This window comes from Desulfotalea psychrophila LSv54, assembly GCF_000025945.1.
GTDB classification, from domain to species: Bacteria; Desulfobacterota; Desulfobulbia; order Desulfobulbales; family Desulfocapsaceae; genus Desulfotalea; species Desulfotalea psychrophila.
The window spans coordinates 3,256,653-3,282,281 of record NC_006138.1; the positions used below are offsets into that span (position 1 = coordinate 3,256,653).

General features: G+C 47.6%; 17 protein-coding genes. 3 read left to right on the forward strand and 14 right to left on the reverse strand.

Annotation, left to right across the window (positions count from 1 at the left end):
- Positions 1-116: 116 nt before the first annotated feature.
- Positions 117-3,659 carry a pyruvate:ferredoxin (flavodoxin) oxidoreductase gene (gene nifJ / locus DP_RS14620; protein ID WP_011190127.1) on the forward strand — a complete coding sequence of 1,181 codons (3,543 nt, stop codon included), beginning with the start codon at positions 117-119 and terminating at the stop codon, positions 3,657-3,659.
- 130 nt (positions 3,660-3,789) lie between these two features.
- Here the strand turns inward: nifJ and DP_RS14625 are convergent, their stop codons facing one another.
- A complete protein-coding gene (locus DP_RS14625) occupies positions 3,790-4,725 on the reverse strand; it encodes a YkgJ family cysteine cluster protein (protein WP_011190128.1) in 936 nt (311 codons plus the stop codon).
- Between the two features lie 300 nt (positions 4,726-5,025).
- Here DP_RS14625 and DP_RS14630 point away from each other — a divergent pair, with 300 nt between their 5' ends.
- Together DP_RS14630 and DP_RS14635 are read left to right on the forward strand one after the other, a co-directional pair.
- Positions 5,026-5,220: a hypothetical protein gene (locus DP_RS14630; RefSeq protein WP_041278075.1), complete on the forward strand. Its 195-nt coding sequence runs from the start codon at positions 5,026-5,028 to the stop codon at positions 5,218-5,220.
- Positions 5,221-5,228: 8 nt separating this feature from the next.
- Complete coding sequence (locus DP_RS14635; RefSeq protein ID WP_011190129.1) at positions 5,229-6,014, forward strand: histidinol-phosphatase; 786 nt, start codon at positions 5,229-5,231, stop codon at positions 6,012-6,014.
- On the opposite strand, the gene DP_RS14640 is transcribed toward DP_RS14635, so the two are convergent.
- The 13 genes from DP_RS14640 to murF all read right to left on the reverse strand — a co-directional run bounded on the left by DP_RS14640 (position 6,011) and on the right by murF (position 25,593).
- Positions 6,011-7,636, reverse strand: coding sequence for a HEAT repeat domain-containing protein (locus DP_RS14640; protein WP_011190130.1), 1,626 nt, complete (start codon positions 7,634-7,636; stop codon positions 6,011-6,013). The genes DP_RS14635 and DP_RS14640 overlap by 4 nt on opposite strands.
- Positions 7,637-7,691: 55 nt before the next feature.
- Positions 7,692-9,506, reverse strand: a complete 1,815-nt coding sequence (locus tag DP_RS14645) for an FAD-dependent oxidoreductase (RefSeq protein ID WP_011190131.1) — start codon at positions 9,504-9,506, stop codon at positions 7,692-7,694.
- A gap of 71 nt (positions 9,507-9,577) precedes the next feature.
- Positions 9,578-11,044, reverse strand: a complete 1,467-nt coding sequence (locus DP_RS14650) for a two-component system sensor histidine kinase NtrB (protein ID WP_156792326.1) — start codon at positions 11,042-11,044, stop codon at positions 9,578-9,580.
- Entirely contained in the window at positions 11,028-12,767 is a 1,740-nt protein-coding gene (locus DP_RS14655) for a radical SAM protein (protein WP_011190133.1), read from the reverse strand. Before DP_RS14655 ends, DP_RS14650 begins: the two co-directional genes overlap by 17 nt.
- A 101-nt stretch (positions 12,768-12,868) precedes the next feature.
- Entirely contained in the window at positions 12,869-14,131 is a 1,263-nt protein-coding gene (gene ftsZ, locus DP_RS14660; RefSeq protein ID WP_011190134.1) for a cell division protein FtsZ, read from the reverse strand.
- 115 nt (positions 14,132-14,246) lie between these two features.
- Complete coding sequence (ftsA, locus tag DP_RS14665) at positions 14,247-15,590, reverse strand: cell division protein FtsA (RefSeq protein WP_011190135.1); 1,344 nt, start codon at positions 15,588-15,590, stop codon at positions 14,247-14,249.
- A complete protein-coding gene (locus tag DP_RS14670; protein ID WP_041278076.1) occupies positions 15,587-16,576 on the reverse strand; it encodes a cell division protein FtsQ/DivIB in 990 nt (329 codons plus the stop codon). The genes ftsA and DP_RS14670 overlap by 4 nt, the downstream gene beginning before the upstream one ends.
- A gap of 11 nt (positions 16,577-16,587) precedes the next feature.
- Positions 16,588-17,508, reverse strand: coding sequence for a UDP-N-acetylmuramate dehydrogenase (gene murB, locus DP_RS14675; protein ID WP_011190137.1), 921 nt, complete (start codon positions 17,506-17,508; stop codon positions 16,588-16,590).
- 31 nt (positions 17,509-17,539) lie between these two features.
- Positions 17,540-18,919, reverse strand: coding sequence for a UDP-N-acetylmuramate--L-alanine ligase (murC, locus tag DP_RS14680; RefSeq protein WP_011190138.1), 1,380 nt, complete (start codon positions 18,917-18,919; stop codon positions 17,540-17,542).
- Between the two features lie 4 nt (positions 18,920-18,923).
- Positions 18,924-20,033: an undecaprenyldiphospho-muramoylpentapeptide beta-N-acetylglucosaminyltransferase gene (gene murG, locus DP_RS14685; RefSeq protein ID WP_011190139.1), complete on the reverse strand. Its 1,110-nt coding sequence runs from the start codon at positions 20,031-20,033 to the stop codon at positions 18,924-18,926.
- Positions 20,034-20,051: 18 nt separating this feature from the next.
- Positions 20,052-21,422, reverse strand: coding sequence for a UDP-N-acetylmuramoyl-L-alanine--D-glutamate ligase (gene murD / locus DP_RS14690; RefSeq protein WP_011190140.1), 1,371 nt, complete (start codon positions 21,420-21,422; stop codon positions 20,052-20,054).
- 12 nt (positions 21,423-21,434) lie between these two features.
- Complete coding sequence (gene mraY / locus DP_RS14695) at positions 21,435-22,514, reverse strand: phospho-N-acetylmuramoyl-pentapeptide-transferase (RefSeq protein WP_011190141.1); 1,080 nt, start codon at positions 22,512-22,514, stop codon at positions 21,435-21,437.
- Positions 22,515-22,572: 58 nt separating this feature from the next.
- Complete coding sequence (gene murF, locus DP_RS14700) at positions 22,573-25,593, reverse strand: bifunctional UDP-N-acetylmuramoyl-L-alanyl-D-glutamate--2,6-diaminopimelate ligase MurE/UDP-N-acetylmuramoyl-tripeptide--D-alanyl-D-alanine ligase MurF (protein WP_041278077.1); 3,021 nt, start codon at positions 25,591-25,593, stop codon at positions 22,573-22,575.
- Positions 25,594-25,629 lie beyond the last annotated feature (36 nt).

Here is a 25,629-nt window from a genome sequence, read left to right on the forward strand (position 1 = left end):
GAGCAACCTATAATAGGGTTTTACAAGACGATATAGAGAAAAAGGCTAGATCCCGCTTCTTTTTTCGTCTAAATATCATCAAAAAACAACAATTTGTTATCCCAAGGAGAACTTATATGTCGAGAAAAATGGTTACGATTGACGGCTGTCAGGCTTGTACTCATGTTGCCTACGCCACAAGTGAAGTAATAACAATCTACCCCATCACTCCTTCATCGCCAATGGCTGCTGAAGCGGACACCAAGTCTGCTAGTAAGCAAAAGAACATCTGGGGATCTGTACCCGTTGTAACCCAACTTCAATCTGAAGGTGGTGTTGCCGGTGCTCTCCATGGATCACTGACCACAGGTGCTGTCTGTACCACTTTTACTGCCTCTCAGGGACTCCTTTTGATGATCCCTAATATGTACAAGATTGCAGGCGAGCTCATCCCTACCGTCTTTCATGTAACTGCCCGCGCCCTTGCCTACCAAGGTCTCTCCATCTTTGGCGACCACAGTGATATCTATGCTGCCCGTCAAACTGGTTGGGCTATGCTCTGCTCACAGAATGTGCAGGAAAGCATGGATATGTCTCTGATCTCCACTCAGGCTACCCTCCGTTCTCGCATCCCATTCATGCACTTCTTCGATGGTTTCCGTACCTCCCACGAAATCCAAAAAGTAGAAGAGGTTCCCTACGAAGTTATATCAGAGGTCGTTGACGAAGATCTGGTTCTTGCCCACAGAAATCGTGCCCTCACCCCTGATCGCCCCATGCTTCGTGGTACCGCTCAAAACCCTGATGTTTACTTCACCGGTCGTGAAACTGTAAATAAATACTACGACGCTACCCCTGCAATTGTTCAAGAAACCATGGACAAATTCGCAGAGCTTACCGGTCGTCAGTATCACCTCTTTGACTACCTTGGTGCCCCTGACGCTGAAGATGTTATTGTGATGATGGGATCCGGTTGTGAGACCGTTGCCTCAACCGTTAACTACCTCAACGCCCGAGGTGGAAAAACTGGTCTGGTCATCGTTCGTCTTTACCGCCCATTCGACGCTGCTGCCATGGTTAACAGCCTGCCAAGCACCGTTGAACGCATCACCGTACTCGACAGAACCAAAGAGTGTGGCGCCATTGGCGAGCCTCTCTATCTTGACGTACGCGCTGCAGTTAGCGAAGCGGTTGAGCAAAACCCAAGCGCCTATTCACCACTGATCCTCAGCGGTCGTTATGGTCTTGGTTCTGCAGAGTTCACCCCTACCATGGTTAAAGCTATATTTGAAAATATGGTCGCCATGGCTCCAAAGAACAAGTTCTGTGTTGGACCAAACGACGATGTAACCTTCACCAGCCTTGACTTCGATAAAGATTTCAGCATCGAAGGCGATGATGTTTACCGCGCCATGTTCTACGGTTTGGGTTCCGATGGTACAGTAGGTGCTAACAAAAACACCATCAAGATCATTGGTACAGAAACCGACAACTATGCCCAAGGGTACTTTGTTTACGATTCCAAGAAATCTGGCTCCATCACCACCAGTCATCTTCGTTTCGGCAAAAACCCAATTACTGCCCCATACCTTATTGAGAAGGCAAACTTTATCGCCTGTCACAATCCAACATTTTTGGAACAGTATGACATGGTGGGTAACTTGGCCGATGGCGGAATCTTCCTTCTTACCACCGGACACAGCAAAGACGAGATCTGGAATCACCTGCCAAAACAGGTACAAAAAGATCTTATTGCCAAAAATGCCAAATTCTTCATCATTGATGCAGTAAGCCTTGGCCAGGAGCTTGGTCTTGGTGCCCGCATCAACATGATCATGCAAACTGCCTTCTTCCTTATCTCTGGAATTCTTGAGAAAGATGAAGCTATTGCAGCAATCAAGAAGGCAATCTACAAAACCTACGGCAAAAAAGGCGACAAGGTTGTTCAGATGAACTACGATGCCGTTGACGGTGCTGTAGAAAACATCGTTGAAGTAGCCCTTGGGACCAACACCGACGGACACGATCTGCCGCCAGTTATGGCAGGAGACGCTCCTGCATTCGTACAAAATGTTACCGCTAAAATTGCTCAGGGTAAGGGCGATCAGGTAAAAGTTTCCGAGATGCCTAACGACGGTACCTGGCCTACAGCCACCACCCAATACGAGAAACGTAATATCGGTGTTAATGTTCCTGAATGGCTTTCAGAGAACTGTATCCAATGTGGTCAATGTTCCCTTGTCTGTCCTCATGCTGCTATCCGCATCAAGGTTGCACAAAATCTTGACAATGCCCCAGCAGGTGTGAAATCTCTTGATGCCGTTGGTAAAAACTTCAAGGGTTCCAAATTTGTTCTTCAGGTTTTCACCGAAGACTGCTGTGGTTGTACCCTCTGTGTAGACGCCTGTCCTGCCAAAACCAAAGCGTTGAAGATGATCAAAAACAGCGAAGAGCTCGCTGTTGTTAATCGTCCTGAGGTTCAATACTTCCTTGACCTTCCTGAGGTCAATCCTGCAGACATCAACCCTGCAACCGTCAAGGGAAGCCAGTTGCTCCGTCCTCTCTTTGAGTTCTCCGGTGCATGTGCTGGTTGTGGCGAGACTCCATACGTAAAACTTGTTACCCAACTCTTTGGTGACAGAATGCTTGTGGCCAATGCCACAGGTTGTTCTTCTATTTACGGTGGTAACCTGCCAACCACACCATATGCAAAACGCAAAGATGGTCGTGGCCCAGCATGGTCAAGCTCTCTCTTCGAAGATAATGCTGAATTTGGTATCGGTATGCGCTTCACGGCAAATAAGCTTGCCGAGCAGGCAACCGAATTGCTTAAACTGGCAGTAGAAGAAAGTGTGATAGACGGTGCCTTCGCCGAAAGTGTGATTGATGCTGATCAAAGCAACCAAACCGCTATCGAAGAGCAACGCGCTCGTGTTGAAGAGCTCAAAGAGCTTCTTAAGGGCGCCCAGGGAATGACCGCAAAACGTCTCCTCTCCATCGCTGACTACCTCACTAAGAAATCTGTTTGGATCATTGGTGGTGACGGTTGGGCATATGATATCGGTTATGGCGGACTCGATCACGTACTTGCCTCCGGCGAGAACGTCAACGTTCTTCTCCTTGACACCGAGGTATACTCCAATACCGGTGGTCAGATGTCCAAATCTACCCCACGGGCAGCAACTGCTCAGTTTGCAGCGGGCGGCAAGAAGAGAGCCAAGAAAGATATCGGCATGATCTTCTCCACCTACGGCAATGTATTTATTGCTAAAATTGCAATTGGCGCAAACCCTGCCCAGGCCGTTAGAGCAATTGCTGAGGCTGAGGCATATGACGGACCATCTCTGATCATCGCCTACTCACACTGCATTAACCACGGTATCAATATGCAAAAGGGTATGGATCAACAGAAGAAGGCTGTAGAATGTGGTCACTGGCCTCTCTACACCTACAACCCTGATCTTGAAGAGGCAGGCAAAAATCCTTTTAAGATCTCCAGTAAAGAGCCTAGCATCGCCTTTGCAGACTATGCACTGAACGAGAACCGTTACCGCATGCTCAAGCGGGCTAACCCTACTGAAGCGGATGCCCTTATGGAACTCGCTGATAAGGATAACCACAAGGCATGGAAGTTCCTCAAGGGTCGTGCTGCGGCACTTGAGCCAGAAACAGCAGAGTAGTCACTACTCACACTGAAAGATATGTCCCTGGTCTCCAGGGGCATAGAACAAAAAAGGGGCCGTGGAAAATTTTCCACGGCCCCTTTTTTTATCCAGCTAAAGACAACTACAGCACAAAGCTTACAAACGCTTAATCCCGAGCAGCCATAAGTTCTTCATACTCACGAACGGAGTTGAGTACAGACTCGTCCTGACGCTGTTTTATCTGCTCAATTTTAGCCTCAACCTTGGCCGGCTTGATGGTCATTGTCTGGGCGCCAAAGAGAGTCGCTGCAAGAAATTTAAAGGAGAAGAACATGAGCTCCACATCGTCCTCTTTTACCTTGGCTAGGGTTTCCTCGTCTACCTCATAGGTATCAAGAAAGCTACTCTCAAAGATAAAACGTCTAAAATGGGCAAGATCCGTTGAGGCCATAAAGAACATTCTCTTAGCCTGCTCTGAAAGAGTTGCCTGCACACCATAGGACTTACGACGCATAATAAGACGCAACCACTCCTTATTCATTTCATCCCGAACATCAACACCCTGATCTGCCCGCCACTCACGAACGGTCCACTCCTTATCTTCCTCAAAGCCCTTGCAATGATCTTCCTTAACCATAAAGAAAAACTTATCCTCATCCCCCAGGGTCTCATTACCATCGGCATCACGGCTTCCACCCTCGTGAAAATCTGCCATACCAACGGGATAATAACGACATGCCGAAGGACGATCCTCATATACGGTGCAACCCTCAGGAGTTACAAAGGGACATTTATGCTCGTCTTCATCGTTCAGCTTAATCATAACGCCAGGCATATCTGTTTTTTCCAGATAAGTTGGCTGGGTATAGGTGTGCAAGAATTCATGAGCGGGGATATCCAGGCGTTTTATCAACTGAAGGATATCATAGGGGGTCAAAACAATCTTAATTCCACGACAACAAGCTGTAAAGCACTTAACCCCGGGATGACAGCGAAATTTAATTTTGCTGTCAAGGGTTAGCTTCTGAGGGAGAATCGCCGAAGGGTTTTTCTCCTTGCCAAAAATCGTCTTCTCTTTACCACTTCTCTGCTCATTACTCATAAGACATCACCTCTGGTAAAAAAATATAATTGTCTCTACCCCTTAGAAAAGTAGAGTGAATTTCATTGGGAAGACGTTCATAGTAAACGGCCTAGGCAAAACTGTCAAACTCAATTAAGAACCGACTTTTTTTGTCAGGAGAAACTCTTGATAAGTCCAGGCAAATTCCGCTTGGCCCCCAATTGCCTATCTTAACTGTTGCAGTTTTGTCTAAATATGCGTATATCTCAAACGTTGTTACGTGTTAATATAATAAAGATTTTCCTTCAACCAAGGCCCATGTAGTAAAGGATTTTTTATATGAAATTGTTCTCTGCCCCAGTTGATTTAAGTGATGCCGATACAGTCATCTACCATCTCCCCGACGGTCCGGCACTTTCTCTAAGTATAAGTGGGATTGAAGCCTACGTAGATCTGGAGCTTGAAGTTGGTCATATCTGCGACACCTCTGCCATAGACGGTACTATCCATTTTTTCCCCAGAGGAAACGCCTAACTCCTCCCATGTTTAAAACTTTACCAAGACCTCTTATTGTAGACAGTCGTTCCGACGGACATGTTCATACCAAATGGTGTCGACATGCAACAGGAGAGATGGAAGATTATGTCCAAGAGGGCCTCCAACGTGGCCTGCGTGAAATAATCTTTCTTGAACACATGGAGGAGGGCATCATTACCTCTCGGACCACCTGGCTCAGTGAAGATGAGTTTGATCTCTATTTTGCAGAGGGTAAGAGGCTACAGGAGAAGTATCGTGGCCAAATAGCGGTAAAAATCGGCGTTGAAGTAGGATATAATCCTGCTTGCACCGAAAAAATTCTGCATCGATTATCAACAAGAGCATGGGATAAGATTGGCCTTTCATACCACTTTCTCCCCGTAAAAAATGAACCGCATATCAATCTCTTGAGCAGCAGGCCAGAACACAGTCTCAGGGTACGCCAGCGAAGTCCACATAAGATAGCAGAACAATATCTCGATGGGCTGATAAAGGCGGTAGAGATTTTTCCCGTCCATGCCGTCTGTCATCTAGATGCCGCCCTACGCCATATCCCTGAAATTAGCTTTGCCAAACACCACTTGGCAAAGGTCAGGCAACTATTAGCCATCATCCAGAGGAAAGGCATTGCCCTTGAAATAAACACCTCTGGATTTGATTACCGCAACGAATGCTTTCCTGCCCACAGCATCATAGCTATTGCCCAGGAAATGGGCGTCCTCTTTGTAGCAGGATCCGACGCCCATAGCCCGAAAGATGTTGGCCGCTACTTCGACAGATTCCCTACCTAGACAACTCCACAGGCAGTTTCCATGGCAACTTTCAAGGTCTTTGCGGTAAATGGCTTACGTAGTATGCCATTCACCCCCGCCTCTCTTGCCAACTGGTTATCATTCTGTTCATCTTGGGTGGTGACCATCAATACAGGAAGAACATCCCGAGAATATTTTTCCCGAAGCCTCTCGGTGAGTTGAACCCCGGTGACAAGAGGCATATTCAAATCAGTAAGCACCATAAACGGTTTTTCTTCTTTCTCCAACCACTGCAGAGCAGCTTCAGGAAACTCAAAGAGAACAGGTTCATAGCCCAATTCATGAAGGGTTGATTTGTAAATCTTAAGAACCATCCTCGAATCATCAACAGCCACAACCTTCTGCCGAACCAGACTGTCCACTCCGCCAAGCACCTGCTGGGCTAAATCATCCCTGCCTATTCCCAAGAGAAGACCACGATAACGCTCTCTTATATCAAGATGACTCTCTGGCAAATACCCTATAGCAATGCGCCAAAAGATTTCATCAACCACAAGAGCCAAAAAAAGGCGGTCAACTTCAGCAGATATAATAGCCCGGACAATACGAGAGGCATCCTCCAGAGACCCACGTAACAGATTTTTTATACCGACCACAAAGAAGGGAGAATAATTTTTTTCAATTGCCCTGGCAGCTGCCAGGCAAACATGTTCCTCACCATCACTGAGTCCTTCCGTCAGGCTATAGGCAGATTTGTCCATGGGGAGAAGGGCAAGAGCCTCATAGGCGGCAAAACGCACGTTAGGGTCAGCTGGCAGATGAGAGAGCAGCTGCCGAATCGGCGACACGGCCTGACCATCACCCAGATCACCCAATACGTTGAGAACATGAACAATAAAATCCGAATCACCATCCGCTAGTTGAGAAATAAGGGCTGAAACAGATTTCCCCCCTATATCAATAAGCTTCTGTTTGGCGAAAGTACGTAAATATGCCTCACGGGAACGAAGGGCCTGACAGAGACACTCTATTGATTTTTGATCCTGCAGGGTGACAAAAATCGAGAGAATAGCGAGATCTATCTCGGTATCACTATCCATCCTGCGACCCAGTCCATCTACGGCCTCAGGACCGCCAATCCTGCCGAGCGAATGAATCGCTGCCATGACAAGCTCCTGACTTGCCGAATAGAGATAGTCTGTCAACACAGGGACAGCACGAGTATCGGCAATTTTTCCCAGTGTCCCTATGATGCAGGCGATCTCAGCAACATTTTCAGTTTTATTAATCAAGCCCAGAAGGGCAGGCACCGTCTCCAGAGTTTTAAGTTCTCCGGCAATACGTATTAACTCTATCTTATCGGCGATTACAGACGATTCCAAAAAACCCGATAACTTTTCAGGAAAGGCCATAAAACAGGAGAAAAGAGTGCTACGGACAACCCCACCTTTCATGTCAACATGGCCATGCTCTGTCAAAAGGTACACAAGAAGGGGCACTTGAAACTCTATTTCAGCACGAGAAAGTATATAGAGCAACTTTCCCTGAGTTGGAGAATCAACTCTATCAATATAAGCCAAAACAAGACGCGCCTTTAAGGCATCGCCTGTTCTAACATTTTCCACCAACTCTTCTAGCATATGCTTTACATCAAATCCCACTGCATCTCCTTAAAAAGCTGGTCTCAACGCGCCAACCTTAGACAACGAATAGACCTTAGACCGGTAACCAGTCAGCTCCCATCCGTTTAATAAAATTATAACCACCTGCCAGAACAATATTATTCTCCAGGCCAACAGAATCTAAAAGTCTCTGTATTTCAAATGACCTGGATCCTGCGTTACAAAAGATCACCAATGTTTTATCGGTGGGCAACTCCGCATATCTATCCCGTACCTGCTCATAGGGCAAGTTCAACCAGAGATCACCATATTTTTCCATAAAAGGCTTTGCCTGCTTTGGATGACGGACATCAAGCACCAACCAATCGGGCTGACTTGTCACATTCTCCATCCAGGCATAAAATAGCTCCAAACGCATTTGCCGCATACGTCCATCTATAAGATTCTCGGCCACATATCCCGCAGCATTAATCGCATCAATGGCTGTTGAAAATGGCGGGGCATAGGCCATTTCAATATTACCAAAATCATCCACCGTAGCACCTGCCGTAATGGCAACAGCAGCAGCATCTATACGGGCAAGGAGGGCATCACTGGCGCCACCAATGCCCTGAAGGCCAAGCACCCTTCGGGTTCTTCTATCAAAGACAAGCTGCAGGCAGAGCACCTGTTGGGTCGGAAAGAAATGAGCTCTATCGGATGAGCTAGTCAGGGAGACATCGGCATCAAAACCTTCTGCCAGGGCGGACTCAAGGCTCAATCCCGTTGATGCAGCCGAAAAATCAAAGGCCTTTAAGATAAAACTACCAATGGCACCCTTGAAAATCGTGGGAATGCCAACAATATTATCAGCTGCAACTCGTCCCTCTTTATTGGCAAGACTACCCAGAGGGGCATAAAAAGAACGACCTGATACCAGATGAGGAATTTCTACACAATCACCTGCTGCATAAATTGTAGGATCAGAGGTCTGCATCCTCTCATTAACCACGATGCCACCCTTACTGGAAACGTGCAGTCCGGCCTCTTTGGCAAGCTCTGAACGAGGACGAACACCCGTCGCCATGATAACCATATCGCAGTCAAGCGTCTTACCGGAACTGAGACGGACCCCAGCCACATGGTCAGCATCACCTGCTACTATCTCAGCCGCACTCTCGCCAAGATACAGGTGAACATCCTTGTCATCCATATGCTGGGCAAGCATAGCTGCCATGGGCCAATCGAGGATATTGGGTAAAAGTTGTTTTTGGAACTCCACCAGAGAAGTTTCAACACCCCAAAGATCCTTAAGGGCTTCAGCCATCTCAATACCAATGGCACCACCACCGATAACAACAGCTTTACCCACCTGTCCCTTGGCAATTCTTGCCTTTATCTCAATGGCCTTATGCATATCAGTGACGGTAAAGACCCCATCAAGGTCTACCCCGGGAATAGGGAGGATAAAGGGCTGACTACCCGTGGCAAGCAGTAACTTATCGTAGGAGACTGTCTCCTCTGCGCCCGTCTTTACATCTTGCAACAAGACGGTTTTCTCTGCCCGATCAATAGAAATAGCTCGGGTTGAGGTCATTGCCGTAACCCTCTTCGCCTTATCAAAAAAGAACTCATCCCGTAACATATGAAAACTTGTTGAACGAAGCTCCTTCTCATCCGCTACATCACCAGAGACATAATATGGGATACCGCAACCGCCATAGGAAATAAGCGCATCCTGATCAATAACAACAACCTCCGCTCTAGGCGACAGACGCTTAATGCGACAGGCAGCTTTAGGGCCAGCAGCAACACCACCAATAATGACGATACGTTCTCCCATTCTTTTCTCCAAGAGTATTTTAATAATAATTCCTATGCTAACAAGCATCATTGCCCAGGCCCTAAAGGCACCGGCCAACAACAGCATACAAACAATTTATCCCCTAAATAAACTCATCGCCATGAGGTGAGCTCACAGTATAAATTCATTTTCAATACTTAAGCCAACCGTGGTAGCTTTATGGCAAAACAACTGCCCAGACCAGGTTCACTGGTAACCGTCACAGTACCGCCATGGGTTTCAATAATATTGGATGTAATAGCAAGACCTAAACCAGTTCCCTTGTGTCTGTCGGTAAAAAAAGGATTAAAAATCTGGGCCTGATTCTCTTCACTGATACCACGACCCGTATCCCGAACCCTGAGAAGTACCGCACCATCATCCAGGTTAGCAGTTGTTATCTGCAACTCCCCACCCTCTTCCATGGCCTGCAGGGCATTCATAACAATATTGAGAAGGGCCCGGTAAAAGGCATCCTGATCAAGCATAGTTGCACGAAGATCCGGGGCAAAATCGGTGACAAGCTTAACCCCCTGCGCCTTTAACTGAGGGGTAACAAAGGTGAGCACCTTAGTAATAATCTCATCAACGGTAGCCACCACAAAATTCATCTTCTGCGGTCTGGCAAAATCAAGGAATTCAATAACAATATCATTAAGACGAGTCGTTTCATCTATGATAATTCCAGCCAACATCTCGTTTCCGGGAGCAATTTTTTTTATCCGTTTTTGCAAAAGTTCCGCAGTGCTTCGAACAATACCTAAAGGACTCTTAATTTCATGGGAGACCGTCGCCACCATGGTGCCAAGATGAACAAGACGCTCTGCCTGATTAAGCTTATCTTCAAGACGAAGTCTCTCCAGAGTCTTCGCCTCCATTATCTTATCAGCTCTGGCAACAATAGACCGTAGTACTAAAAAAAGTACCGCCATCACCACACTTGACCCAAGCAGAAGTTTCACCTGAAGGAGGAGTATTTTGCTGTACTCCTTGGTGAGGTCCTTGTCTATCTCGATAACCCCGAGAATCTCGCCATCACTCTCCCCGCTCTTACCAACCTGGCGAAAGGGAATATAGGTGGTTAAACTACAGGAAATGGACTTACCAACACCAACCAAATTCGAGAAGGATCCCCCATAGATGAGCTTGGAGCTTGTCTCCCCTGTGAGGGCAAGAGTATAGCCTTTACCACCCTGGTCCTCTTGTCCTATAATTTCACTATTTGTTGAGTAAGAGATAACATTCTTACTCGAATCATAGATCTTCACGGAATCAATATCCATTCCATGAATCAGTCCAGTAATAATTCGATTAATAAGCGTATACTGCTCCGGCTCCCGCAGAGAAATTTTGCCATAACGAATCACCGTAGGCAGAACAAAACGGTGAAAAACCTGCTGATTTATACTCTCAGCAAGGAGCAGAGTATGGGCTTCACTCTGCTCAAACATAACCTTCTGGGAATATTTCGACTGAAACCAGGAGAGAAGAAGGGTAAAGACCAGGATAACAACAAGACTGGAAAAAGAAAAAAACTTTACAAGCTTAAACGGTTGTGCTCCTGCATCAATTTTTTGTTTCCGGACAGCATCAACCTTTTGCTCTGATTTAGTTTTTTCCTTCACCACACACCCCACATTTCCGACAGCTTCCCACAAGACAGGCAGCCGTCTGCAGGGACTTAAAAGATTTCAGGTATTCGTGCCACAGATATTCAGGGGCGATTCCATGGTCAATGATGGACCAGGGCAAAAAGCTTTTATCATCATAGCAGGATATAATATAGTCCTCGGTCTGCAGACCATGCCGTTTCATTGCCTGCTTCCAGTTACAGCCCTCTGTAATCATGGAAAGTAAGACATCAGCAATCCTTCTATCGCCACGGGAAAGCAGGGCCTGAAAAAGCACATGCTCCGGTTTATCAGAGTTCATTGACACATTGTCATACTGAGCAAATCCCGTTTTCAAAAATTTTAGCCGCTCCTTTAATGTCTTGACCACCCGTTGGGCGGATACAGACTCACCCGGAAAAAGCCTCTCGCTCACACCAAAGCCATGATACTGAAAGGGTGTCCAGGGTTTAGGTGCAAAGGAGTTAGCAGAGACAACAATATCACAGAGATGACCACGAGATTTACCAATGGGATCAATCCTGGCCTTTATCTTACCCACAAGGTCAACTGCCTCCTGCAGATCCTCTTCCGTCTCCGTCGGCAAACCAACCATCAAATAAAGCTTAAGCTTAAAGATACCTGCTGAAACCAAATTTTCCGCAGCACTGAGCAGATCAGACTCTTTAAGGCCCTTATTAATGACCAGACGCAGACGCTCCGATGAACCATCCGGGGCAATAGCCACACTCTTAAGATGACTCTTACCAAGGAGATCCAACAGATCTGAAGTGATCCTATCGGCTCGTAGGGAGGAGAAGGAGAGGGAACAACCACTGCCAAGAAGATATTCCGCTATGGCATCAAGATCCTTAGTAGCAGCCATCTCCATTCCAAGCAAGCCCACACGCTCCACCCCGTCAAAACGTTCCTTGAGCCCTGCAACCACTGCATCTGCATCCCACAGGCGTGGCGGACGATAGATAAATCCTGCAGTACAAAAACGACAGCCACGGGAACAACCCCGTCCAAGTTCTGTCAGATAAAGATCTGAAAATTCCGCCTCCTTGGTGAGAAGTTGTGAATGGGCCGCACGATCACTGTGGTACAGGGTCAGCTTTTTTATCCGGCGAGGCAGACCTTCATCGACATCGTAGCCGGCCTGTCTGCCATCATCTCCATAAAATGGGTGATAAAAACGCGGGCCATAACAACCATCATACTCGGTGCATACCTTTTTGAGCAGATCACCCCGCCCCAAGGCGATGGAGGCAAAGATTTCGGCATTAACCTCAACCAGTGATTCTTCCGCCTCTCCCACATAAAACATATCGATAAAGGGAGCGATGGGCTCAGGGTTCATAAAACTGATAACCCCGCCACAAATCACCAGAGGAGAACCTGGACCAACCTCGACGGGACGCCTGTCGGCAAGAGGATGAATCCCCCCAGCCATAAGCATCCGAACGAGATTGATATAATCATGCTCAAAACTAATGGATATATAAACTAGGGAAAAATCGCTCAGAGGTCGGCCCGACTCCATAGAAGTCAAGCTACCACCCTCTTCCGGCAAAAAGAAACGTTCACAAACTAAATCTTCTTGCTCATTGAGCATATTATAGACAAGCTGAAAACCAAGGCTGGACATGCCAACCCTATAGACATTGGGATACAGCAAAGCAACGGGCTTACGGCCGGTCCATTTTTTCAAATAGCTGCCGCGTTCTCCTGCCAAAAGTTCCTGGCGATGAGCATGAACTCCCCGGGATCGACTCTGCTGGTTTTTCTTTTTTTTTATTGTACTTCTCCAGATAAAAATATTTTACAGGGATACATCTAATTGGCATTTTTTCGCAAATAGGTGGGAGTCTCTAACAACTCCAAATCCCTCTTAGTGCCACTGGTAGCAGAACTCGCATTGCCTGCCTGACCACTTCCACCGGAAATACCAAGATTTTCCAATGAATCAAAACTGGAACGTGGCAATTTGGTCGCTCGATGCTGAACATTTTTAGGGGCAGGTGAGCCATGGGTAACCGCTTCAGGACCGGGGGGAACCAAATTCAACCCTGGTGTTTTACCCGAGGTTTCTGCCCGGTTAAGGACTCTAGGCTTAGCCACAACTTCCTTACAGGCAAGCACTCCACCAACACCGGTGGCAACAACAGTCACCCGAATTTCATCGCCAAGCTCATCATCATAGAGGGCACCAACCACAATAACCGCATCCTCATCAACCTTCTCTTGAATAAGAAGAGAAACCTCATTTAACTCTTCCAGAGTTAAGGATTCTGAAGAGGCTGAAACGTTAATCAAAACCCCTCGAGCGCCATCCACCCCAACATCCTCAAGCAGTTGATTATCAATGGCTATACGGGCAGCATCGATAGCACGATTCTCACCACTTGCACTACCCACTCCCATAATGGCAGGGCCCACTTCCTTCATAACGGTACGAAGATCCGCAAAATCAGCATTAATAAGACCAGGTACGTTAATGAGATTTGAAATACCCCTTACTGCCTGAAGTAAGACGGTATCTGCCATAAGCAGCATATCCGCCAACTTACTCGTTTTTTGCCCAAGAGAAAGGAGTCGATCATTGGGAACAGTGATAATGGTATCCACATTGGCGCGCAATTCCTGCCAACCCTGCTCGGCATGCCTTGCCCGCACCTTACCCTCAAAGCTGAAGGGTTTGGTAACCACAGCCACGGTAAGAGCACCCGCTTCCTTTGCTATCTTAGCAATTACAGGAGCGGCCCCTGTCCCTGTTCCACCACCAAGGCCTGCTGCCACAAAAACCATGTCGCATCCCTCAACGGCAGCCTTCAAATCTTCGAGTGATTCAAGAGCGGCAAGTTTACCTGTTTCAGGATCAGCACCGGCGCCAAGCCCTTTAGTAATACCAGGACCCATCTGCAACACGACATCTGCCATCGATTCCTGAAGTGCTTGCAAATCGGTATTGACCGAGATAAACTGCACCCCCTGCAAACCATTGCGCACCATACTGTTAATGGCATTACCACCACCACCACCAACGCCAAAAACCTTGATAACAGCAATACCTGTCTGCTCAGCAATTCTGAACGCCATGTTCTCCTCCCCATCTCATTATTACTCTTGCTGTTATACTGCAAAAATCTTTCATCTAATGTTATTATAACTATACTATGGTAGCAAAAAGGCACTATAAACAAAAGTCTAGATTTTACATAATATTTTTGAAAAATCGACATATTTTAGTAAAAACTGAATGATCAACCAATCCCTTTCCCTGATGCTCTTCCCGACCAAAAAGAACCAAACCCACGGCCGTCGTGCAACGGGGTGTATAAACATTTTCAACACGACCTGTAAGGCCTTCTGGATAGCCTACACGCACAGGTAAATCAAAAATTTGTTCGGCAAGGTCGGCAATATTAGGCAAGAGGGCAGTTCCCCCTGTAAGGACAATGCCATGACCAATATTCGTCTTCTGCCCAGACTCTATAAGCGCCTCGTCGACCATCTCCAAGATCTCTTTCGTCCGCGCCTCAAGTATTTCAACCAAAAATTTTTGAGGTGTTTTCACAGGATTTTTATCGCCACGCTTAGGTACTTCGACAACATAATTCGATTTTACAACAGAGGCTATAGCGCCACCGTAATTTTCTTTAAGCCACTCAGCATCCCCTAGGGAGGTCAAGAGACCAACAGAAATATCATTGGTAAGATTATGGCCACCAAAATTTATCTGGCTGGTCTGACGAACAGTTCCCCCATGAAAAACTGCAGTGTCAGTGGTTCCCCCCCCAATATCAACGAGGGCAACCCCATTCTCTTTTTCCTCACGGGTAAGGACGGCATGGGCAGAGGCCACGGATTCCAGAACCAAGCTTGCCACCTTCACCCCCGCCTTCTCGCAACAGGTAACAAGGTTATGAATAGCACCGACATCAGCAGTCACAATATGCACATTTGTCGCCAACCGCACTCCGGTCATCCCCACGGGATTTTGAATACCAACATTATCATCCACCATATACTCCTGGGGCAGTACATGGATTATATTCTGATTTTGGGAAATTTTTACCGTCTGAGCAGCCCTACGAACCGCCTCTAAATCAGACTTTTTAATCTCACGATCATTAATAGCAACAATACCCGGGCTGTTGAAACCCTTTATATGATCCCCGGCAATACCAACATAGGCAGGAACATTTTTCAGCTCATAGTCTGAAGATTCTTCAGCAAGCCTCAGAGCCTTTTGAATAGATTGAACGGTGCTTTCAATATTATAGACAACACCTTTTTTCAAGCCCGAAGAGGGCACCGTTCCAACCCCAAGAATATACAGAGAATCATCTAGCAACTCACCGACAACACAACATATTTTTGTTGTGCCTATATCAAGGCCAATAACAATTTCACCCAGATCCCGATCTTCTCTTATCTCGGACGGATGAGTCTCTCTCTTTTTAATCTCCAACTCCCCGAAACTCTCCTGCTGCTCAGCCATTTCAGGTTCAGCCTCTAGGGATATATTCTCTTTTTTTTCTCTCATTTGTCTCAACTCGATTCACTCTCTGCGACCAAAACACGGTCTTTCATATAATCCAGCTGTATATAGCCTATTTTTGCAATTGAGTTTCTGCGCGGATGATTATAAATGTCTGCCAAAATTCTCACTAAGTATTTATACGCTTTTCCAACGCTTGTACTTCCAATATAGATGGGAAAGGAGTAATCAACAAGAAACAAAGTCAACTCTCCCTGTTCATCTACATAAATTTCTGAAATAGCATGCACTGGCAAATTTGGATTATTGTGCACGACCTTGTCCATAAAGAGCACCACATTTTTAAGGGCTTGCTCAAAGGCCTCATCTTCAAGCAGATGAATACCTGTTATAATGGGAAAGTCTAAACTATCTCCACTCCTTGGTGAAGAGAATATATCGCCGGACTTACTCAAATAAAAAAAAGTTTCTTTTTCACCCGGAGTATGAACAAGGGCAACCGGCACCTGCTCCTTAATTCTTATATTTACCGTCGATGGCCAATCAAAACTAACCGAGGCCTTCTCCACCCAAATAAGATCTTCAAGCCTCGCTGCCACAACGTCGGCATCCACAGAGAACAGGCTATTTTGATAACGAAGAATACCTGTCTGCCGATATAAATCTGCAGATGACATTCGATGTTGGCCGGAAAATTTAACCTCCTCCACTCGAAAATAAGGTATCTTTCCAAGCAACCTGCCCACGGTATGAGGGTCACTGCATAAAAATATTACCGCCAAAAGAGAACAGGTCAAAAGGCCTACGACACATTTTTGTATCGGTGAGAAGAGTTGTCGTTTTACAGAACAGGAGCAACTCCTCATCCGTAGCATCCCCCTAAAATGATCAAATAGACCACGACAAATATTTTGCAAAATCGTCCTCTTGGTGGAGGTCAAACGATTATTGTTAAAAGAAAAGCTAAAGGCAAAGGGATCCCCCTTCTCTTTTTTTCGAGAACGCACAAACCTCAATATGCCTGTTTTTATCTTTTTCATATCCACAATAATTAAATAAAATGCACCTCCGGTTGAAGACTTATCCCTGTCTCACGAAAGACAGTGCCCTGAACCTCTTTCATCAAATTCCTGATGTCAGCCGATGTGCCACCACCTGTATTAACCACAAAATTGGCATGCTCAGGAGAAACCATCACCTTACCAAAGGTTAACCCTTTCAAACCACAGGAGTCAATAAGTCTGCCTGCACTCTCACCCACCGGATTTTTAAAAAAAGAGCCAGCATTGGGCTGTTTTATCGGCTGAGCCAAGCGGCGTTTAGCCATAACACTATCACAGTGAGACTTTACGACCTCCTGCCCCACAGGTCTGAGAAGAAAACGCGCCGACAAGATCACAGCATTAGGCCACCTCTCTTCATAATCCTGCCAGGCTCGATGGGAGAAGTTCATCTCCGCCGAAGAGATATCGACAATTCCATCTGCGCTCAAAAGGCTTACCCCAAGCAGGACATCTGAAATTTCACCACCCCAGGCGCCGGCATTCATGATAACCGCTCCACCCAAGGTACCCGGAATACCATACATAAATTCAAGACCAGACAGTCCCCGCTCCTGACAGCTCTTACAGAGACGAGACAGGCTTATACCTGCACCAACCGTAGCTGCAACAGTCTTTCCCGTTGGCGGACAGATACTGATGGTGGCAAAATCCCCCTTAAGCAGGATAATAACACCAATATAACCCTCGTCAGCCACAACGAGATTTGTCCCCCGTCCTATGACCCGCCAGGCAATATCCTCTGCTCGTAAAAATTGCACCACCTCAGCCAGTTCTTCCTCGTTCACCACCTGAACCAGGGCCCTTGCAGGTCCACCTATAGCAAAGGAGGTATGCAGGGCAAGAGATCTCTCCCATTGCACGGGAGTCAAAACCAAACGGGATAAAGCTCTCTTTTTTTCCTCTTTCATACCAACCTATAAGATATAATTACCAAAACCATTACTCCTGACCAAGTAGTTGACATATTTCTTCTCCCGCCTGGACAATATTTCCCGCCCCCAGAGTCACAACAAGATCGCCCTCTCGCAGATTAGGCATCACCTCCGTCGCAAGAGATGCAATTTCAGGGATATGTCGGGTATAGCGCTGCCCATGGGCCTTAATAGCCTCGAGTAATATTTCTGTGCTGACCCCCTCTATAGGACTCTCGCTTGCCTCATAAATATCTGTCATAATAAGACAATCAGCCTGATGAAAACAGGTTTTAAACTCCTCAAACAGGGCCTGGGTTCGAGAGTAGCGATGGGGTTGAAAGAGGACAACCAATCGTTTTTCCGGCCAGGTCTCCTTAATTGCCTTAAGGCTGGCCCGTATTTCTGTCGGATGATGAGCGTAATCATCAATAACAGTAATCCCCTTCCCCTCTCCCTTATGCTGCATTCTACGCTGAACACCGCCAAAAGAGGCAAGAGCCGTAGCAATTTTCCCAAAAGGAATCTCAAGCTCAAGCCCTATGGCAACAGCGGCAAGGGCATTGTAGACATTATGGGTTCCAGAGGGAAAGACAGATATTTCGCCCAAAACTTCACCTGCAGCACGTACCCTAAAAGTGGAACGACCAGCGGCAAAGCGTAGATTGTCCGCTGAGACATCGGCCTGCGGAGTAAGCCCATAGGTAATCAGTCGTTTTTGTACCTGAGGCAGAATGGCTGCCACATTTTCATCATCGAGACAGACAATTGCAGCACCATAAAAAGGTATCTTATCGATGAAACTTAAAAAAGTCTCTTTTATATGCTCAATATCAGTATAATAATCGAGATGTTCAAGATCTATATTGGTAACAACCTCAAGGACGGGGGAGAGCTTTAAAAAAGAGCCATCACTCTCGTCGGCCTCAGCCACCAAAAAGTCACCCTCGCCCAACTTGGCATTTCCGCCAAAACTATCCACCTTACCGCCCACCACAATGGTAGGATCAAAACCCGTCTGGGAAAGAAGACAGCCTATCAGGGAGGTCGTTGAGGTCTTACCATGGCTGCCTGCCACGGCAATACCAAATGTCTTCAGGCGCATAAGTTCAGCAAGCATCTCAGCCCGGGGGATAACGGGAATCTTATCCTCTCTTGCCTGCACCACCTCGGGATTATCTTCGGCCACGGCAGAAGAGGTAACCACCACACTGGCCCCGGCACATGAGGCGGCCTGATGCCCCTCATAAATAGTAGCGCCCAAATCCTGAAGACGTTTGGTGGTGGCCGAACTGCGCAGGTCGGAGCCGGAAACAGAATACCCCAAATGAAGTAGCAACTCTGCTATACCGCTCATACCAATGCCACCAATGCCCACAAAATGAATATGATGATTTTCTCTATACATAGCTCTATAACTCGTCTCTGTTAATTAATTGCCTGCATACCGCCACAATTTTACCAGCGGCATCGGTAGGAGCAAGCCTGCGTTGATTAAACTCCATTCTTTCTCGCTGTTCCCTGTTCGTTGCAATAGAAATAACTGCCTCAACAAGTTGCGGAGCTGTAAGCTCACTCTCCTTAAAGAGGAGAGCACCACCACCCTGAACATAATACTCAGCATTCTTCTGTTGGTGATTATCTGCTGCAAAGGGATAGGGCACAAGAATCACCGGTTTACCCAAGGTGGCAAGCTCTGCCAGGGTGGTTGCCCCGGCCCGGGAAACCAAAATATCCGCCTGTGAATAGACGGCATCCATATCTTTAAAAAAGGGTTCTACCCAGACGTCCCTACCCGCATCCCCATAGGCCTGTTTTACCCAGGCAAGATCCTTTGTCCCCGTCTGATGAATGAGATTTATCCCGGCGAGCGACTCACTGCCTACACCAACAAAAGCCTCAACAATAAGACGATTGAGACTCCTTGCCCCCTGGCTACCACCAAGCACCAATAGGGTCACGCCCTCCTTCACCTCTCTTGCCTTAGCAGCAAGGGCAACAAGATTTTCTCTTACCGGATTACCGGTAAAGACAACCTTGTCGGCAGGAAAACAGGAGGCACTGGCGGGCAGAGAGACACATACCCTGTCCACCAATTTAGCCAGTTTTCTATTGGCAAGGCCCGGCACTGAATTTTGCTCATGGATAAGGGTGGGACGACGACATAACTTGGCCATGGCAACCACGGGGCCAGTCACATAACCACCGACCCCAAGGACAAGATCCGGACGAAAACGGGCCAGAATGAAGAGAGCCTGCAGGCAGGATATTGGCAAGACAAGCAGGGCCTTTACAAGCTCCCGCATATTTTTTCCCTTCAATCCATAACTATTAATGGCAACGCCTTTAAAACCATAACGTTCCAAAGTCTCTGCATCCATCTTTCTCTTGGTTCCGACAAAGAGCACCTCGGCCCCGGGATATTCCCGACAAAACTGTTGGGCAGCGGCAATTGCTGGAAAGAGATGTCCTCCGGTGCCCCCACCTGTTAAAAGAATTCTTTTGCGTCTGGTCTCTTTCATAATGGGTTTTCTCTGATTTTATTTGGATCCAACATCTTGTAATTGCAAAACCTGCCGACGAAATTGCTCGCCCCTGTCCTGATAGTTGGCAAACATATCAAAGCTTGCACAGGCAGGAGACAAGAGGACACTATCTCCCTCCTCGGCAAACGAAGCGGCAAGGGATACTGCCTCGGCAAGAGAGGTGGCCCGATAAACTTGCACCACATCCTCCAGGGCCGCAACCAGCAGAGGCGTCGCCTCACCAATACAGATAAGTGTACGAACATGACCCGCCACAGCTTCCCGCAACAGTCTATAATTATCACCCTTATCACGCCCGCCGGCAATGAGTATTACTCGCACCAGCTGCTGCAGGGCGCTTATAACCGCACCGGTATTTGTTGCCTTGGAGTCATTATAATATTGAACCCCTGCAATACTGGCCACAGGTTCCATCCGATGGGCATCAAGGGTAAAGGCCGCAATGCCCCTCTCTATATCTGCCTTTGCACAGGCAAGCGAACGGGCAATAAAGGCTGCCGGGGCAGCATTGAGCCAGCCCGTTCTATTATCAAGGGCACTGTCTCGCAGAGAATAAATTTCACGCTGACCAGCAAAGTCAAATTCAAAGTGGCCAGCAGCGACGGAAATATCACTGGCAGCTGAGAAACCAAAGAGATACCTGCTCGCCTCTCCGCAACCATCGCTGAGCAGGCAGAGGGGATCATCACCGCTAACGATGGCAATATCGGTCATGCCCTGCTTCTGGAAAAGATGCATTTTAGCTGCCCGATAGCCTGCCAGATCCCCGTGCCGATCAAGGTGATCAGGACTCAGATTGAGAAGCAGGGCAATATGGGGTGAAAAATCTCCGGCAAGCTCCAGCTGAAAGCTCGACACCTCAAGCACTATCACATCCACCTCATCACCTGAGCTCAGCAGATCCAAGAGCGGCACCCCGATATTACCACCGACAAATACCCTCTTACCTGAGGCTCGCAAAAGATCGCCCACAAGTGAGGTAACCGTGGTCTTGCCATTAGTCCCTGTAATGGCCACAACGGGCCGATCAAGAACCGGAGCCGCCAGGGCAAGTTCTCCAAGCACCTGCACCCCCGCTCTCCGTAATCGCGCCAGGAGTTCACCGTCAGCAAAGCCCGGGCTGACAAAAATAACATCCGCCTGCGACAAAAACTGAAAAGTATGTCCACCGGCCTCATAATCAACGACTACATCTCCTGCCAGGGCAACCAACTGGGCAAGTAGCGCCTCTTCATCTCTCCTATCAGAGACAAGAAGATGAGCCCCGAAACCGAGGGCATAGCGCAGGGCAGCCTTGCCTGAAACACCAAGGCCAATGATGGCAAAGGTGGTGTGGGCATCTATATAGGGATTTTTTTTCAACATCGAACTGTCCTCTTAGCGTAACTTCAGGGTTGCAATGGCAAAAAGTCCCAGAATTATTGAGACAATCCAAAAACGGACAACAACCTTAGGCTCTGACCAACCCTTTTTTTCAAAATGGTGATGAAAGGGGGCCATTAAAAATATCCGTTTTCCCTTGCTCATTCGAAAATAGCCCACCTGAAGCATGACCGACAGGGCCTCCATGACAAAAACCCCACCGACAATAGCCAGCAAAAATTCTTGCTTAATGATAATAGCAATAGAACCAAGAGCACCACCAAGGGCAAGAGAGCCAACATCTCCCATGAACATCTGAGCCGGATGGGCATTAAACCACAAAAATCCCAAACAGGCACCAAAGAGTGTGCCACAAAAGATAGCCAATTCGCCACTACCGGCGACATAGGGAATATGTAAATAATTTGCTAAAACAACATTACCGGCAAGATAGGCGAAGAGCAGATAAACAGCAGAAGAGACCACCATAGGCCCTGCGGCCAGGCCATCAAGACCGTCTGTTAAATTCACCGCATTGGAGGCACCGACTATAACGATGACGGCAAAAACAATATAAAACCAACCTAAATCAGGTTGAACATTTTTCATAAAGGGAATGCTCAGTTGACCATCATAACCGGGATGCAGATAAACAAAAAAACCCACGATAAGCGCTCCCGCTATCTGCAAGAGCAACTTACCCTTGGCGCTCAGCCCCTCACTTGTCTTCTTTGATATCTTCTTATAATCATCATAGGCGCCAATCATACCAAAAAAGAGCGTCACCAGAAGAACAAGCCAAATAAGCGGATTATCAAGACGAGCCCAAAGCAGGGTAGAGACAGTGACCGACAAAAGAATAAGCAACCCTCCCATGGTGGGCACCCCTTTCTTTTTAAAATGCGTTTCCGGTCCATCCTCTCGGACGACTTGGCCAATCTGCAGGCGTTGCATGGTACGAATAAAAAGTGGCCCTAGAAAAAGCACCAACAAAAAGGCACAAACCGCCGCCCCAATAGAACGAAGGGTAATATAGCGAAAGACATTAAAGCCCGCAAAGGCTGTATGAAGCGGATAGAGGAGGTGGTAAAACATTTTTTTTATTCGTTCCTGTTACAAAGGATTAAAAGTAGAGCAAGGGGATTCTTTCCCCTTAAACAAAGGGGGGGATCAGGGTTTCTAACTGCATTCCCCGGGAGCCCTTTATAAAAACAATATCTTTTTCGCCAAGCCCACCATCGGCCTGATATGCCTGAAGCCAATCAATAATTGCCTCCTTTGAGGGAAAAACCAGTACCTGCTCTTTCCCCATTCCTGAATTCAGGGCTGCCTGTTGCAAAAAAGAGGCAAATTCCCCCACTATCAGGAGATAGTCAAGAGACAATTCCCCCGCCAGGCTACCAATCTGTCGATGAGCCTCCTCGGCAAATTCACCCAACTCAAGCATATCACCGACAATAGCTATCTTTTTTTCTCCTGCAACTGTGGCAAGAGTTCGCAAACCGGCTGACATTGAAGCAGGATTAGCATTATAACAGTCTGAAATAATTGTCCAATTACATGATGTCCTTATCCTTTCCAGTCGTTTAGAAGGCGTTTTGTAGCTCCCAAGTCCCAGGGCAATTTGCTGCGGGGAAGCACCGGCGGCAAGGGCGATGCCTGCCGCTGCCAGGGCATTACTGACATTATGCTCACCCAGGGTGTCTAACTGAACAGATGTCGACTCTGCTCCCAGATGCAAATTAAAATCTATGGAGCCAGCCTCGCCAGAGGAGAGGTCTGAAGCCCAGATATCCGCCGAACCTGCCGCCGAAAGAGAGTAGCAGATTTTTTTCTGTTCATAACCCTTGGCCATCTCCACCACATGGGGATCATCAAGGTTCACCACCAAGATGCTGTCTACAGGAGCATGAGCAAAGAGTTCCTCCTTAGCCCTGGCCACACCTTCAATAGAGCCAAGGCCACTGAGATGAGCAGCATGAACATTGGCCACACAGCAGATGTCAGGTTGGGCAATTTCGGCAAGACGGGCAATTTCACCGGGACTGTTCATCCCCATTTCCAGCACGGCCGCCCTGTGCATATTATCCAGAGGCAAGAGGGAAAGAGGAAGACCAATGAGATTATTAAAATTACCCTCTGTCTTCAAGACCACATTTTCCGGATATTCAGCTCCGGCGGGCCAAAGGCTAGCAAGAATACTAGCCGTCATCTCCTTTATGGTAGTCTTACCTGAACTTCCCGTAATACCCACCACCACGGGTTTTGTCGTCCCAGCAAAGGCACACCTACGGGCAGCAGCCATATCTCCCAGAGCTCTGCGAGTATCAGCTACAAGGACCTGAGGGCAGGTCAAATCGGGACGGGCCTTTTCCACCACAAGACAGGCTGCACCTGCGGCAACCACCTGATCGAGGTAAGCGTGACCATCGTGGTTTTCCCCACGCAGGGCAACAAAGATACTGCCACGGCCAACAGATCTACTATCCGTTGTCACCTCACCCAAGAGAAGAGGCGTAAGCATTCCACCTATGAGAGAACCGCCTGTGGCAGCCACAAGCTTATCAGGGGTCCAGGAGGCCAGGGCTCGACCTGCCTGAAGACGATCATCAAAGAACTTCTTACCTGTCGCCCCAAGCTGATAGGGTTCGTGCCCCTTACCGGCAATGGCAATAATATCTTTGGAGCAGGCCATATGGACAGCCAGATCAATGGCCCGCCTGCGGTCGCCAACAACCACGCAACCACGTTCATTTGCCTTTCGCTCAAAAAGCCAATCAGGGTTCCTGAGAGGCATTGCCTGCTCGGCAACACCCACCACAATCTCTGCCAAAATTGGTTCAGACGCCTCGGTGCGAGGATTATCGTCCGCCACAATAACAACATCGGCAAGCCTTGCCGCCACCGCACCCATCAGGGGCCTTTTGCCCTTATCACGGTCACCCCCACAGCCAAAAACGGCTATAAGATCTCCATGGGGCACATCTCCAAGGGTGGAGAGCAGTTTATCCAAGGCGTCAGGAGTATGGGCATAATCAACGAAGACAACTGGCTGAGCATTAGCGGGAGTTTCAGTAGCAAAGACACGTTCAACCCGCCCCGGTGCCCCCTGCAGGCGGCCAATATTCTCAGCAATATCTTGTCCAGATATGGCCAATGCCCGACAGGCAGCAATAACCGCCAAAAGATTATCAATATTAAATCGACCCACCAGACCACTTTGAAATTCAAGCATTTGCTGACAGTCTGCTAAACGAACAGCACAGTCTGTCTCGGTAAGCCCCACCCGATAGTGATGCAACTGCACATCAGAGCCCACTTCTTCCCCCCAAGAGAGAAATCTGTTTCGCCCTGCCAGTTGTCGGTGCAGCCTCTGTAAAAATTCGGTCTGCAGTTGCCTGCTATCACTGGGGATAACGGCAATGCCATCCTCCTTGAGATAGCGGGAAAAGAGTCCCAGTTTTGCCGAAAAATAGTCCTCCATCTGCAAATGATAATCAAGGTGATCACGGGAGAGGTTAGTAAAGATGGCAAGATCAAACCTAAGAGCACCGATACGGGCCTGGGAAATCGCATGGGATGAAACTTCCATAATAACAGTATCAACACCTGCATCGGCCATCCGGCGGAGAAGCTGCTGAACTATTTTTGCATCCGGGGTGGTCAGAGATGTGGCAATAATCTCTTGAGAACCATCGGCACGATAAAAACGATTATTAACGGTACCAATAACACCCACCTGATGCCCCAACCGAGTCAGCATATCTTCAAGCAAATAGCTTATGGTGGTCTTACCATTGGTGCCTGTTATACCCACAAGTGAGAGTTTTTCCGCAGGATTAGCAAAATAATTAGCCAAAATTTTGCCATAGGCCGCCTGACTATCCGCAACCTCTATGACAAGGGCCGGACAATGGGCATAGGCGTTTTGAGAAACAGAGCCTGCCTCTACAATAACTACCGGACAACCCCGCAAAAGAGCGTCTTCAACATAGGCATGACCGTCTTGAATACCACCACGCCGAGCAATAAAAAGAGATCCACTGGCAACCTGACGAGAATCTGCCGTCACATCTGCCACCAGATGGGTTTGAGGGTCCAGCTCAGACCGAGAGGGAAGTTGTAACCACTCAAGGCCCTCTAATAATTTTTCCAAAACACAGTTACCTTCCACTACATCCCCCTGAGTTTTCACCAATTATATGGAACT

Excerpts from the sequence above, each read along its gene's own strand:
- murG (WP_011190139.1), bottom strand. The coding sequence starts at position 20,033 with ATGAAAGAGACCAGACGCAAAAGAATTCTTTTAACAGGTGGGGGCACC.
- murB (WP_011190137.1), bottom strand. The coding sequence starts at position 17,508 with ATGAAAGAGGAAAAAAAGAGAGCTTTATCCCGTTTGGTTTTGACTCCC.
- ftsZ (WP_011190134.1), bottom strand. The coding sequence starts at position 14,131 with ATGGCGTTCAGAATTGCTGAGCAGACAGGTATTGCTGTTATCAAGGTT.
- DP_RS14630 (WP_041278075.1), top strand. The coding sequence starts at position 5,026 with ATGAAATTGTTCTCTGCCCCAGTTGATTTAAGTGATGCCGATACAGTC.
- DP_RS14625 (WP_011190128.1), bottom strand. The coding sequence starts at position 4,725 with ATGAGTAATGAGCAGAGAAGTGGTAAAGAGAAGACGATTTTTGGCAAG.
- murD (WP_011190140.1), bottom strand. The coding sequence starts at position 21,422 with ATGTTGAAAAAAAATCCCTATATAGATGCCCACACCACCTTTGCCATC.
- DP_RS14670 (WP_041278076.1), bottom strand. The coding sequence starts at position 16,576 with ATGAAAAAGATAAAAACAGGCATATTGAGGTTTGTGCGTTCTCGAAAA.
- murC (WP_011190138.1), bottom strand. The coding sequence starts at position 18,919 with ATGTATAGAGAAAATCATCATATTCATTTTGTGGGCATTGGTGGCATT.
- mraY (WP_011190141.1), bottom strand. The coding sequence starts at position 22,514 with ATGTTTTACCACCTCCTCTATCCGCTTCATACAGCCTTTGCGGGCTTT.
- nifJ (WP_011190127.1), top strand. The coding sequence starts at position 117 with ATGTCGAGAAAAATGGTTACGATTGACGGCTGTCAGGCTTGTACTCAT.
- DP_RS14645 (WP_011190131.1), bottom strand. The coding sequence starts at position 9,506 with ATGCTGTTGTTGGCCGGTGCCTTTAGGGCCTGGGCAATGATGCTTGTT.
- DP_RS14635 (WP_011190129.1), top strand. The coding sequence starts at position 5,229 with ATGTTTAAAACTTTACCAAGACCTCTTATTGTAGACAGTCGTTCCGAC.